This is a genomic window from Terrimonas ginsenosidimutans (genome assembly GCF_022012415.1).
Lineage (GTDB): Bacteria > Bacteroidota > Bacteroidia > Chitinophagales > Chitinophagaceae > Terrimonas_A > Terrimonas_A ginsenosidimutans.
In genome coordinates, this window is sequence record NZ_JAKLTR010000005.1 from 136199 (window position 1) to 148777 (window position 12579).

A 12579-nucleotide genomic window follows, 5' to 3' on the forward strand; every position below is an offset into this window, starting at 1 on the left:
AGAAGACCGTTTTGCTTTTTTAGTGGCAGTCTTATTTTTTTGCTGGCGGTGCTTGCTGGATCTTTTCGGCGATCATAGCCAGTTTCTGTTCCAGCTCTTCCATTTTTTTTGTTAACTGATCAATTACTTCATCTCTCTTTTTAGCATCTTTCTCCTGTTCGATAGCATAGAGGGTAAGCTCTTCGATCTTTTTCAAAAGCTGAGCCTGGTTATCTCCAAGGTCGAGACCGTTTTTGTCAACATCTTCCGCGGATGGAATACCAGGAAGATGTTTTCTCAGTTTTATGAATGCTTCTATCTCCTGTAATGAAGGAAGTTTATAATCAGCTGCAAATACATAATCAGGCCAGCCAGATTGAGTGACTTTCACCTTTTTGGAAAAGATGTTACCGTTGACCGCAAGCTCGGCCTGTGGCGTGGTGGTGCCTATGCCAACACGGCCGGTATTAGCCTGTATGGTCATCGTTGCGTTGGTCGTGCCAGGGTTATCATGGGCCCAGATCACGATATCTTTTGCAGGTCCTCCGGTGCCGTTTTTACCTGACAGGATAGTAAATGAAGGCAGCGGCGCCCCCCAGGGCTCGTTCGTGATCCCTATGAGGCCATAAGCCGAATTTCCAATATCGGCATCTTCAAAAAAGTCAAATACTCTTGAAGTGTTAGTACCAGACACCGGTTTCATCCGGAGTATGCCCCGTGGTCCGGATTGTTCGAGAAAAAGGTGTCCGGCGATTCTTGATGCGTCTCTGACGTCGAGAATATATTCTGGCGTTGTTGTGCCGATACCAACATTGCCACTTGGTGTAGGGAAGATATTCTGTGCGTTCAGAGCGTTGGTAAAGAATGAGAGAAAAAGAAAAGGAAGAGCTTGTTTTTTCATCGTATTTAATTTTAAAAAACGATCGGTTTAGGTATAAAGGTTAATAAACATTGCCGGTTTGATATGGCTAACCGGAAGTATTTTTTGGAGCTATTTTTTTCAAGAGTTTACACCTAACACAGCTAAATATATTACCTCAATTGCTGCATTTTTACCGTCTTCCGATTCCGTACTTTTGCATTATGTACACGCTCAAAAAGTCACTGGGTCAGCATTTCCTGAAAGATGAGAACATCTGCCGCAAGATCATATCCTCGTTGCAGGAGCGACCCTTCACCCAGCTCCTGGAAGTTGGCCCGGGAGGCGGCGCGCTGACCAAGTATTTGCTTCAATTGGAAAAGATCGACTTCAAGGCTGTCGAACTTGACGAAGAGAAAGTCGGTTACCTGACAGCAACGTATCCTGTCATAAAAGATAAGATCATTCATCAAAGCTTTCTGGACATAGAGAAACCTTTTACCGGCCAGTTCACCATCGTCGGCAATTTTCCCTATAACATTTCGACGCAGATCCTTTTCAAAATACTTGAATGGAAAGATGATGTAGAATGCATGGTAGGAATGTTCCAGAAGGAAGTAGCACAACGTGCGGCTGCACCTGAAGGCAACAAAGTATATGGAGTGTTAAGTGTACTTGTTCAGGCATTCTTCGATGTTGAGTACCTGTTCGATGTATCTGAACAAAGTTTCAATCCTCCTCCAAAGGTCAAGAGTGGTGTTATCAGGCTGCTGCCCCGAAAAAATGTTCCGGATATGAAATCTGAAAAGGCGTTCTTCCTCCTTGTTAAAACAGCCTTTAATCAAAGAAGAAAGACGCTGAGGAATGCTGTTCGCGGGCTGTTTGATACGGCCGTACTGGAAGATGAATTGTTTAATAAACGGGCAGAGCAACTCAATGTTGCACAGTTTGCAGAATTGAGTTTTAAAATGAAATAACCGCTGGAATTTATAACATGAAGAAAGCTATCATCACTGGAAAGGCGCACGATCATCTCCGTGAAGTATTGGAACAAAAAGGATACACAGTTGACTATAATCCTCAGATCAGTTATGAGGAATTATCGAACATGATACATGATGTTGAAGGGTTGATACTGACGACCCGTATCAAGGTTGACAGACCTTTACTGGATAAGGCCGGCTCGCTCAAATGGATCGGCAGACTTGGCAGTGGAATGGAACTTATCGACGTTCCTTATGCGGAAAGCAAAGGCATTCTTTGTGTCAGCAGCCCGGAGGGCAACCGCAATGCTGTGGCCGAACATGCCCTGGGTTTACTGCTTGGTTTGATGAACAAGATACCTTCGTCTCTTGAGGAAGTAAAAAAATGGCTTTGGAAAAGAGATGAGAACAGGGGTACCGAACTTACAGGACGCACGGTTGGGATCATCGGGTTCGGTAATACAGGGGCGGCATTTGCCAAATTGCTGAAATCATTCGATGTGACCATTTTGGCGTATGATAAGTACAAATTCGGCTTTGCAGAAGGCATTGTCAGGGAGGCCAGCCTGGAGCAGGTCTGCCGGTATTCGGATGTGATCAGCCTGCACGTGCCATTGACCGATGAAACATTCCATATGGCTAATGCGTCATTCTTTGATTCGCTGGAGCGGCAACCCTATTTTCTTAATACCTGCAGGGGGAAAACGGTTGATACGACCGCCATCATTGAGGCTTTGAAAAACAATAAGATAAAAGCAGCTGCGCTGGATGTACTGGAAAACGAACGGCTGGATACTTATACAGAAGTGGAAAAAGAGAAACTTAACTGGTTATTGTCCCAGTCTAATGTAATTATAACCCCCCATATCGCCGGGTACAGCCATGAAGCTTTTTTGCGGATGGCGGAGGTAACGCTTGAAAAATTAGGACTTTGATAGCGTTTTTTTTCTAATACTTTCTTATTTTTGCAACATTAATACCGCAACGCTTCAGGTAAAACCCTGAGGCGTTGTTATTTTTTTTGTTTATACCTAAGGAGGTAATTATGAGTAACATTCAGTATGTGACAAAGGAAACTCTGGAACAGATGAAAGTGGAATTGCAGAAGATGAAGTCTGTTGACCGTCCCGCTGCAAGCCGTGCTATCGCTGAAGCCAGGGAGAAGGGTGATTTGAAAGAGAATGCCGAATACGATGCTGCTAAAGAAGCCCAGGGGTTGTTGGAAGCCAAGATCGCCGTTATGGAAGGTTCTATGGCAAATGTGCGTGTATTGGATGAATCAAACATCGATACCAGCAAAGTATCCATCCTCACCAAAGTAACTCTTACCAATCTCGCCACGAAAAAGCGCGTTACCTATCAGATCGTAAGTGAAAAAGAGGCTGACCTCAAAGCCAGTAAAATCTCTATTTCATCACCGATCGGCAAAGGTGTGCTTGGAAAAGTTGTAGGTGATATAGCCGAAGTGCAGGCACCTGCAGGAGTAATCAAATTCAAGATCGAAGATATCTCGGTATAATTTCGCTTCGCGCGAAGTTTTGATGTTTTCTACAAAAAGAGAGGTTTAATAAAGTGGCAGCATTGCACTTATTAAACCTCTCTTCTTTTGTCAAAAAAGCCGATGAGGCATCCGGTGCAAAGGTTGCGGATGAATTCTACAGCCTATGTTAGCGGTCGTCTATTCACCGCCACACGTCCGTTATTTTCCCCGAAGATGTTGTGTTTTTCCCATGGATTCCCTTTTGCGTACAGCGATCTTTACAACAGAGAAATTTCTTAGTCACCGTCTTTTCAGGACTGGTGGAGGAGGGCAGTCCTGAAAAGGGCGGTGCGTTTTTTTTCATTTATTCGTATGATCAAAAAAAGGGATAGTGAGATAGGAGTTGTGGAATTATACAGATGAAAAGTGGGCGACGACAGTCAAACGCAGCAATGCGATTGCTGTCGTATGCCCATTTCTGGCCAGCGCGCGCGGCGATCAATGAATCAGCGCGCGGCGGTCGATGAAACGTACCGCGCGACGGGAATATTAATCAGCGCCCCGGGAAGGCAAAAAGACCCCGGTACTTACTTAAACCTTTTGCGGCATCAACCTATGAAAACCTATGAAAACCTTGAAACTTTTGCAACCTATCAAACTTTTAAACTTTCAGCCTTTCAGCCTTTCCCCCCGCTACCCGACCACCCGCTTGCAACTGAAGATCTCTCTAAACGAACTGATCTTCTATTGTTTTGTATTTAACTGGAAACTTACGCCGGCATAAAAATTCCGCCCTGCAGCAACATTATAATAGCGGCCTGCGGCAGCGTTAATATCATTACCAAGACTGTATTGCTGATCAAGGAGATTATCCACGCCAGTATGTATACTGTAACCAATCTTTTTTCTGCCGGGCGCTTTCCATCCGATCCGGCTTCCCAGCAGTTGGTAAGATTGTGCTGTAGCCGTGTTCGCATCATTCAGGAAAATGCTGGATGATGCATAGAAGTTTACGTTGATGAAGAAGCCACTCTTCAGGCGCAGGTCGGTCATAGCGGCAAACGTCCCTTTGGGCACGCTCGGAACCTGCCTGCCGCTGAAGTTGTCCGTTCCTTTTATGAAGCTGCCATACCTGAAATGATTGTAGGTATAGTCAGCATTGATGGTGATATAGCTGATGAGTTTGCTATGCAAAGGCTGAAAGGTATAGTCAACATGCGATTCAATACCCTTTTGCTTTACATCTCCTGCATTGACAAAGAAATCTGCTCCGGCGGCATCGCGTCTTTGCACCAATGCATTGTTCAGGCGGAAATAGAATGCTGTAGCCTCGATCCTTAATTTGTTTTGCAGCAAAAGATATCTTGCAGTCATCTCATAGTTCCATCCTTCTTCAGCTTCAAGATCTGTACTGATCACGCCGGTTGAAGGGAGTAGTTCCGCAACAGTAGGCGGAGAGAAGCCTCGGGAAACTGTTCCAAAAAAAGAAAGACGGGCGCCGACCTTTCTCATTATGCTAATTCGTGGAGCCAGTTCATTCTTATAAGATCGCGACTGTTGAACTACCGGATAGCTGCTAAGCCGGGAAAATGTAACATTCGTTCTGTTCAGGCTTAAACCTGCCTGAATGAACCATTTCCCTTCCATCGACCAATCTCCCTGTAGGAAGACGCTCAGGTTCTGGTAATTGATATCGTCATTTGTTTGCAGTGTATCAGGGTTTCCATTTCTGCTCCTCGCGACCTGCGTATTGAAATATCCCTGCTGAAATTCCGCTCCGCCGTTTATGGCCCATTGCGCATTTTTCCAGGTGAAAGTTGTTCGGCCTCCGTAGGAGGGTTCATTTCTTCTCTCGTAATTCCTTATGGTAGGGTTTTTTATTTGAGAGAAGGCGCCATACAGCGTTGTAGCATTTCGCAGCGATGAACTGATCTGGTATTTACTGGTAAAGCCGGCGAGAATATTTTTCTGATAAATGGTTGCCCGCGCCTGTTCAGCACCCGGGAACCCACCCGCCGCTGGTCGCGCTGCCAGGGGATCCGTGTTATATTCAGCAAGTGTTAATGCACCCGGTGTTTGATATTGCATATCTGTAAAAAGAACGGTTGCACTGAGCTCATGCTTATCTGATAATTTAAGTTGTGATAACCAGGAGAAGTTATCGCGTCGCATCGCACTTTGATCACGAAATCCATCGCTTTGGTTATGTGCATAGGTGAATTGATTTTTGTTTTCGTCCTTGCCGAAACGGGCTGAAGCAAAAATATTCTGCAGGTTATAGCTACCTGTTATGTAGTCAACAGAAATGCCGGGCTGCCATTGGTCAAGATTGTTGATCAGCACAAGACCGCCGGTGCCTGCTCCATACAGGCTGGAGGCAGGGCCTTTAAAAACTTCGAGGCTTGAAAAGTTATTCCATGCAAACTGGTTAAAATAAGTATTCCCCCCGGGATCGGTGACAGGGATATCATTCCAGTAAACCTTCACGTTCCTGACGCCAAATGGAGAACGCAGTGAACTTCCCCTGATGTTGATCCGGTAACTGCCGGGTGAACGTTCTTCCATACGTACTCCGGCGATGGTATTGAAACTATTAACGAGAGAGGATCTATTGTACAGGTCGCCATTGTTCACATCAATGATCCTTACGGGAACACCCGCTTCGGAAAGCTTTCTGTATTGTCCAAACGTTCTCACTGTTACTTCCTCCAGTAAACGGGCGGTATCAGCTCCTTCCTGCGAAAATGCAGCGGCGGATATCAGTACTTTCAACACAAGCAGAATTGTTCTTTTTTTCATCGAGCGGTATTGGTTTCTGAATACTAAGGTAATCTTAACTTTGGCAACACCGGGTGAATACGGACTTTGAAGTTTGAAAGTTGCCTCACCGGGATGTTTAATTTCAACGGACTATTTGCCGTGACATTTTGGGTACCTAAAAATCAGGGAAACATGACTATTTTTTCTAAGATCATTGCAGGTGAAATACCAAGTTATAAGATTGCCGAAAACGAGCTGTTTTTTGCCTTTCTGGATATATTCCCATTGCGTGAAGGACATGTGCTGGTCATTCCGAAGATCGAAACAGACAAGTTCTTCGACCTGCCGGCCGAGTATCTTGGGGGAATGCTTGTATTTGCTCAACCGATCGCGAAAGCTATAGAAAAGAGTTTCGCTTGTGACAGGGTGGGGCTTGAAGTGATCGGTCTTGAAGTGCCACACGCTCACCTGCATCTGATCCCGATCAATGAATCGAATGATCTGAATTTTGTTCAGCCAAAGCTGAAGCTGAGTGCTGAGAGATTGAAAGAAATACAGGAGCTTATCGTAAGCAATCTTTGATATAATGCTGTTAAGCCAGTATTTACTTTACCAGCCGGTGGGGATTTTTCTTCAAAAAATCATCCCATCCACTCACGCCCTTTGCTTTGAGGGGTAAATTACCTCCGATCTGGTAATGATGACAAACCGCGATTGCAACGGCATCTGTTGCATCAAAATATTGCGGAGCTTCAGCGATATTCAGAAGTTGTTGCAGCATTTTCCAGACCTGTTCCTTATCCGCATTTCCATTTCCCGTTACAGACTGTTTGACTTTTCTCGGAGAGTACTCTGTAACGGGTATTCCAGCGCTCATTGCGGCGGCAATAGCCACACCCTGGGCCCGGCCGAGCTTAAGCATACTCTGTACGTTTTTCCCGAAGAATGGGGCTTCGATCGCGAATTCATGAGGTTTATAAGTCCTGATCAACTCTGTCACTTTCTGATGGATCATGTGCAATCGCTCATGATTATCCTTCTTTCCCGAAAGTTTGAGTGCATGCATCTCCTGCAGGGAAATTTTTCCCTGTTGTACCCTTATAACGCCATATCCCATCAGGAGGGTGCCTGGATCGATCCCAAGGATTATTTTAGCTGACTTTTCCAAACCGCACTGTATTTTTACGTTATTAGGGATTGCTCAAACTCAAAAGTAAAAAGTAAAACTGCAAAATTCAAAAGAACAATACATCCGTTGTTTTTTACTGTTCGATGCATTTGGAGTACCCTTTTGAATTTTCCTTCTAAATATTTGTATTGTCCGCATGCCTGGAAAGATCATATATAACAAACGGTTTCGCTATTTTATCAATTATTTTCTTGGCCCGCTATTGTTTATATGGCTATCCTATTCCATTTTCCGCCAAATAGCCAATCAGCCGGGCCTTGAAGAATCCTGGCAGCATATAAAGGTAGCATTTGATAGTCATAGGGTGTGGTTGTTGCTGGCGGTGATGCTGCTGATGCTGGTAAACTGGTCGATAGAGACCGTCAAGTGGAAACTGGCTGTTCAGCGGGTGCAGCGGATCGATTTTGTGACCGCGTTAAAAGCGGTGATGTCCGGTGTTTCCTTTTCGGTATTAACGCCAAATCGTGTGGGAGAATACCTTGGTAGGGTTTTGTATATGGAGGAAGGGAAAAGGCTGAAGGCGATCTCGCTTACGATCACCGGAAGCATCAGTCAGTTGATCATTACCCTGCTTATGGGATTTATCTCGCTGCTGGTGATGGGGGAAAGTGTGATTGCCAGCGGAATGATCACCTCTTTGTGGTTCAGGATCATCATTTATGGAGTACTGATCGCATTGGTGATTTTAACACTATTTTATTTCAGGCTGGCGGTGCTTGTAAAATGGATCGATCGATTACCGGTGATGCGGAAATACAGCTGGTTGCTTGATACCCTGGAGAATTTTAATGCAACGGTATTATTGCAATTACTGTCTTTATCAGCAGTCAGATTTGCGGTGTTCATCATACAATATTTCCTGCTTTTTCGTTTATTCGAAGTAGATGTAACGTGGTGGCAGGGTTGGTGGGCCGTAAGCCTGTCGTTTCTGGTAATGGCGGTCATTCCGACCATTGCACTATTCACTGATCTGGGGCTGAGGGGGAAAGTGAGTTTACAGTTGCTCGGGCTGTTCAGCAGCAACCAACTGGGGATCAGCCTGACGGCACTGAGTATATGGTTTATTAACCTGATCGTCCCGGCTGTGGTAGGAAGTTTGCTTATATTAAGCATTAGAAAGATCTTTAGAAATAAATCGGATCAGAAGGTAGGGGAAGACCCTGGTTGATTTGTTGTTCTTTAAGACGGCAATAGTTTGACCAGCCCCCGGTCCTGTCCCGTTATGAAAATTTAAATAAAGCGATTGATGAAAGTCATATTTAAACTACTCTTCCTGCCTGCGGTCATTCTGCTGGCTTTTACTACCAGAAAGGAAATACCATTTGCTGATTCGTGTGGGATCAAGAACACTGCGTTTAAAGCTGGTGAAAAAGTAACCTATAAGGTTTATTACGCTGTGGCCGGTATTTATGTGGATGCAGGCACCGCCACGTTCACGAATACGCTGGAAGTTTTGAATAACCGGCCGGTCTATCATATCGTTGGTGAAGGACATACAAATTCTTCCTACGATATCCTGTATAAGGTGCGAGATAAATACGAGTCTTATATTGATACAGCCACTCTTCAGGCACTGAAATTTGTGCGCAATGTGAATGAAGGAGGGTATAAAAAATACCAGAACGTTTCATTCAATAAAACAGCCAATACCGCTGTGACAAATGATGGCGTATTTAATGTTCCGGCCTGTGTCCAGGATGTAGTGAGCTCGGTGTTTTATGCAAGAAATATCGACTTCAATGTACTCCAGCCCAATGACAAGATCTCTTTTTCCATGTTCCTGGATAATGAGATCTACAATATGTACATCCGTTATCTTGGTAAGGAAACCATTAAAACCAAGTACGGAAAATTTGATGCGATCAAGTTCAAGCCGCTGCTCATTAAAGGAAGTATTTTTGAGGGCGGAGAGAATATGACAGTTTGGGTAACAGATGATGAGAACCATGTTCCGATACGGATAGAAAGTCCGATCGTTGTCGGCAAAGTAAAGATCGATATGATGGGGCATGAAAACCTGAGATACCCTTTGACCTCGCTGATCAGAAGAAGATAAGAATAGCATCTCTATAAAAAGGATCGCGGCCCGGGACATACATCCCGGGCCGCGATCCTTTTTATAAAGATGCTTATATATCTTCCAGTTTAAAGAACTCTTTCACTCTAACACCCTTTTCTGTTTGTTGTAACGTGCAGCATTCATTTACCGGATCATGTTCGAAGAACAGGATATAGTCTCCCGCGATCGCTTCTTCATAGAAAAGTCTTTTCTCTCCCAATGTCATCAGTGGCGTTGTATCATAAGCCATCACATATGGCATCGGGATATGAGCTGCAGAAGGAAGAAGGTCTGCCATAAATACGATCGTTCTCCCTTTGTATTGGATCTTTGGCAGCATCATGCTGCTGGTATGGCCGTATGTTAACAGAACGGAGATGTCAGGAGTGAAATCAAGTTCTGTTAATTTGCCGATTATCGTGTGCCATCCTGGCTTTGTTACAGGTTTCTGCAGTTGTTCGATGAACTGGAGTTTCCCGCTTTCCTGGATCGGCAGGATATTCTCTTTCAGGAATGAGGCTTTTTCGCGGTCATTTGGTTCTGTTGCCCATTTCCAGTGCTCCTTGTTGCTCCAGAAGACTGCATTTTTGAATGCCGGAACGAACGTATCGCCTTCTTTTTTGATCGCTCCGCCGCAATGATCAAAATGGAGATGCGTCAGAAAAACATCCGTGATATCATCGCGGTGAAAGCCATGTTTCGCGAGTGATTTATCAAGAGAATCATCCCCGTGCAGATAATAGTGACCAAAGAATTTCGCATCCTGTTTGTCACCCATCCCGGTGTCAACCAGTATCAGTCGTCCATCCTCTTCGATCAGTAAAGAGCGAAGGGCCCAGCTGCACATATTGTTTTCATCCGCGGGATTCAGTTTATTCCAGATACTTTTAGGAACGACGCCAAACATGGCACCACCATCCAGTTTGAAATAGCCGTTATTGACACTGTATAGTTTCATGCTATAGGTTAAGCCTGTTGTTTTTGTTTTTTCAAAGCCGCGATCAACCAGACCAGTCCGATCGTAAAGAAAAAGATCAACGATAAGATGGAGTTCTTCATACTGCCCGTTACTTCTTCAATAAAACCAAAACTGAAAATGCCAATCACGATCGCCAGTTTTTCTGTAAGGTCGTAATAGCTGAAGAAAGAAGCTGTATCCTTTGTTTCAGGCATTAGTTTGGAATAGGTGGACCGGCTAAGTGACTGAATTCCTCCCATAACAAGACCAACACCAACAGCAAGTCCGTAAAAATAATATTCGGTGTTCACTCCGTGTTCTGCAAGTGAGGCCGTATAATATGCAGCGAGGCAGATCACAATCCAGAACAGGATCACTCCCATTAACACCCGGAGATTTCCAAATTGGGTTGATAACCTTGACATACTCCATGCGCCGAGTATGGCTACCAGCTGTATGAGCACAACGGTAACAATTAGGTTCGTATCCGGGAGCTTCAATACTTTGCTGCCAAACAGGGTTGCCGCAAGCATCACCGTTTGCACACCCATGCTGTAAAAGAAAAATCCACGGAGATATCTTTTTAATACAGGAAGTTGTTTTACCTGGGCATACACTTTCTTCATTTCAATAAACCCGTCTTTAAGTATATGCCCCTTTTGTTCTTTCCTGACTGTTGCATTGGGTAAGCGTCGGAATGTGATCTGCGCAAAGCCAAACCACCAAATCCCCACCAGCAGGAACGTTATCCGGATCGCCTGCAAAGATTCTTCCGGAGTATCGCCCATGACTGTCACGAGACCGAATCCAATAAACTGCATGATCACACTGCCGATATACCCGAAGGAAAACCCGCGCGCGCTGATCCTATCCTGATCTGCAGGCGCTGCTATTTCGGGTAGATAAGCATTATAAAAAACGAGGCTGCCTGCGTAGCCCATGGCGGCAAGCATAAATGATATAATGCCGATGGTAAGTGTATGCTCTTTGAAGAAAAAGAGCGAACTACACCCGATCGCTCCCATATAGCAGAAGAATCGCATGAAGTTCTTCTTGTTTCCACGCGTATCTGCGATAGACGTGAGGATAGGATATAGCAACGCTACAAGCAAATAGGATGTTGCCAGTATATAATCGTAGAGAGAAGAGTTTACGAACTTGCGTCCAAGAAAGTTTACCTGATGATCTCCTCCTTTACCGGTCACCGCCAGGAAATAGATCGGGAAGAAGGACGTTGTGATCACGAGATTGTATACAGAATTTGCCCAGTCATACATTGCCCAACCATTCACAACTTTCTTTGATGCAGTTTGCATGCGCCGTAGTTTATCAGTAAAAATAAAAGAATCCGGAATATAAAAGGGCGCTGATCAGCGCCCTTTTATATTCATTTAGCGTATTATGAAATTATTCCCCGCCAGATCAGTAACAGCATGATAAGACCGACAATGATCCGGTAGATCCCCCAGACACGAAAGCCATATTTTTTCAGAAAGCCAATAAAGAACTTGATGGCCAGTAATGCGACGACGAAGGCTACCAGACTTCCGATCAGGAGTGTCATCATATTGTCCCGCGCGATCACCTCCGGGTGATCCTGGTACGTGTCCCAAAAGCTTTTTGCCGAAGCCGCGAGCATGGTAGGCACAGCAAGGAAAAAAGAGAATTCTGCGGCAGCGCTTCTGCTCAGCTTTTGTGTCATTCCGCCGATGATGGTAGCTGCGCTACGGCTCAGCCCCGGGAATATGATCGACAATACCTGGAAGCAGCCCACGATGAATGAAGTCTTCGGGCTGATATTTTCTTCTGAAAAGATCTCCGGCTTATTGAACCAGCGATCCACAAAAAGTAATACAACGCCTCCCAAGATCATTACCCAGGCGATAAAAGTCAGGTTGCCCAATGCCGCATCAATATGGCTTTTCAGCATATATCCAAATGCGAGTGCCGGGATCACGGCAATGATCAGTTTGATATAAAAATTGATCCGCTTAAAATCGAAGAACTTCTTCCAGTACAAAACCACTACCGCCAGTATAGCGGCCAATTGAATAACGACCTCAAACATTTCTCCAAAAGGAGTTTGTTCAACTCCCAGTAACGGATTGGTGAACTTCATGTGCGCCGTAGAAGAGATAGGTAAAAACTCCGTCAACCCTTCCACGATCGCGATAATAATAGCATCAATTGTCTCCATAAAAAAATCTAAAATCCAAAAATATGTATCAAATCAATTCCATCGCGAACATAACCAATTCATGATCTCTTTCACTCTTGCTTCTCCCTGGCCCCAAAAAGAAAGGTGACACACT

At 44.6% G+C, this 12579-nt stretch carries 12 protein-coding genes; 6 read left to right on the top strand and 6 right to left on the bottom strand.

Annotated features, from left to right (window positions below):
• Window positions 1-31: 31 nt before the first annotated feature.
• Window positions 32-880 (bottom strand): hypothetical protein, encoded by an 849-nt coding sequence (locus LZZ85_RS09585; protein WP_237871038.1) that lies wholly within the window; start codon window positions 878-880, stop codon window positions 32-34.
• A 182-nt stretch (window positions 881-1062) separates the two neighbouring features.
• Here LZZ85_RS09585 and rsmA point away from each other — a divergent pair, with 182 nt between their 5' ends.
• The 3 genes from rsmA (at window position 1063) to greA (ending at window position 3340) form a co-directional block, all read left to right on the top strand.
• Window positions 1063-1815 (top strand): 16S rRNA (adenine(1518)-N(6)/adenine(1519)-N(6))-dimethyltransferase RsmA, encoded by a 753-nt coding sequence (rsmA, locus tag LZZ85_RS09590; protein WP_237871040.1) that lies wholly within the window; start codon window positions 1063-1065, stop codon window positions 1813-1815.
• Window positions 1816-1832: 17 nt separating this feature from the next.
• Window positions 1833-2756 (top strand): NAD(P)-dependent oxidoreductase, encoded by a 924-nt coding sequence (locus LZZ85_RS09595; protein WP_237871042.1) that lies wholly within the window; start codon window positions 1833-1835, stop codon window positions 2754-2756.
• Between the two features lie 110 nt (window positions 2757-2866).
• Window positions 2867-3340 (top strand): transcription elongation factor GreA, encoded by a 474-nt coding sequence (greA, locus tag LZZ85_RS09600; protein ID WP_255724044.1) that lies wholly within the window; start codon window positions 2867-2869, stop codon window positions 3338-3340.
• A 705-nt stretch (window positions 3341-4045) separates the two neighbouring features.
• On the opposite strand, the gene LZZ85_RS09605 is transcribed toward greA, so the two are convergent.
• The gene (locus LZZ85_RS09605; RefSeq protein WP_237871045.1) at window positions 4046-6100 is read right to left on the bottom strand and encodes a TonB-dependent receptor family protein; all 2055 of its coding nucleotides are present in this window, start codon (window positions 6098-6100) and stop codon (window positions 4046-4048) included.
• 153 nt (window positions 6101-6253) lie between these two features.
• On the opposite strand from LZZ85_RS09605, the gene LZZ85_RS09610 reads away from it, so the two are divergent.
• Window positions 6254-6643, top strand: coding sequence for an HIT family protein (locus LZZ85_RS09610; protein WP_237871047.1), 390 nt, complete (start codon window positions 6254-6256; stop codon window positions 6641-6643).
• 22 nt (window positions 6644-6665) lie between these two features.
• Here the strand turns inward: LZZ85_RS09610 and ruvC are convergent, their stop codons facing one another.
• Window positions 6666-7229, bottom strand: a complete 564-nt coding sequence (ruvC, locus tag LZZ85_RS09615; RefSeq protein ID WP_237871049.1) for a crossover junction endodeoxyribonuclease RuvC — start codon at window positions 7227-7229, stop codon at window positions 6666-6668.
• Between the two features lie 157 nt (window positions 7230-7386).
• Between ruvC and LZZ85_RS09620 the strand changes: the two genes are divergently transcribed.
• Entirely contained in the window at window positions 7387-8418 is a 1032-nt protein-coding gene (locus tag LZZ85_RS09620) for a lysylphosphatidylglycerol synthase domain-containing protein (RefSeq protein ID WP_237871051.1), read from the top strand.
• Between the two features lie 78 nt (window positions 8419-8496).
• Complete coding sequence (locus LZZ85_RS09625) at window positions 8497-9306, top strand: DUF3108 domain-containing protein (RefSeq protein ID WP_237871053.1); 810 nt, start codon at window positions 8497-8499, stop codon at window positions 9304-9306.
• Window positions 9307-9379: 73 nt separating this feature from the next.
• On the opposite strand, the gene LZZ85_RS09630 is transcribed toward LZZ85_RS09625, so the two are convergent.
• The 3 genes from LZZ85_RS09630 to LZZ85_RS09640 form a co-directional block, all read right to left on the bottom strand.
• Window positions 9380-10267 (bottom strand): MBL fold metallo-hydrolase, encoded by an 888-nt coding sequence (locus LZZ85_RS09630; protein WP_237871055.1) that lies wholly within the window; start codon window positions 10265-10267, stop codon window positions 9380-9382.
• 8 nt (window positions 10268-10275) lie between these two features.
• A complete protein-coding gene (locus LZZ85_RS09635) occupies window positions 10276-11583 on the bottom strand; it encodes an MFS transporter (protein WP_237871057.1) in 1308 nt (435 codons plus the stop codon).
• 83 nt (window positions 11584-11666) lie between these two features.
• On the bottom strand, window positions 11667-12464 hold the full coding sequence (locus LZZ85_RS09640) for an undecaprenyl-diphosphate phosphatase (RefSeq protein ID WP_237871059.1): 798 nt from the start codon (window positions 12462-12464) through the stop codon (window positions 11667-11669).
• Between the last annotated feature and the right edge of the window lie 115 nt (window positions 12465-12579).

What these genes read in the sequence shown, in the direction of transcription:
- LZZ85_RS09585 (WP_237871038.1), bottom strand. Translation starts at nt 880, where the DNA reads ATGAAAAAACAAGCTCTTCCTTTTCTTTTTCTCTCATTCTTTACCAAC.
- rsmA (WP_237871040.1), top strand. Translation starts at nt 1,063, where the DNA reads ATGTACACGCTCAAAAAGTCACTGGGTCAGCATTTCCTGAAAGATGAG.
- LZZ85_RS09595 (WP_237871042.1), top strand. Translation starts at nt 1,833, where the DNA reads ATGAAGAAAGCTATCATCACTGGAAAGGCGCACGATCATCTCCGTGAA.
- greA (WP_255724044.1), top strand. Translation starts at nt 2,867, where the DNA reads ATGAGTAACATTCAGTATGTGACAAAGGAAACTCTGGAACAGATGAAA.
- LZZ85_RS09605 (WP_237871045.1), bottom strand. Translation starts at nt 6,100, where the DNA reads ATGAAAAAAAGAACAATTCTGCTTGTGTTGAAAGTACTGATATCCGCC.
- LZZ85_RS09610 (WP_237871047.1), top strand. Translation starts at nt 6,254, where the DNA reads ATGACTATTTTTTCTAAGATCATTGCAGGTGAAATACCAAGTTATAAG.
- LZZ85_RS09620 (WP_237871051.1), top strand. Translation starts at nt 7,387, where the DNA reads ATGCCTGGAAAGATCATATATAACAAACGGTTTCGCTATTTTATCAAT.
- LZZ85_RS09625 (WP_237871053.1), top strand. Translation starts at nt 8,497, where the DNA reads ATGAAAGTCATATTTAAACTACTCTTCCTGCCTGCGGTCATTCTGCTG.
- LZZ85_RS09630 (WP_237871055.1), bottom strand. Translation starts at nt 10,267, where the DNA reads ATGAAACTATACAGTGTCAATAACGGCTATTTCAAACTGGATGGTGGT.
- LZZ85_RS09635 (WP_237871057.1), bottom strand. Translation starts at nt 11,583, where the DNA reads ATGCAAACTGCATCAAAGAAAGTTGTGAATGGTTGGGCAATGTATGAC.
- LZZ85_RS09640 (WP_237871059.1), bottom strand. Translation starts at nt 12,464, where the DNA reads ATGGAGACAATTGATGCTATTATTATCGCGATCGTGGAAGGGTTGACG.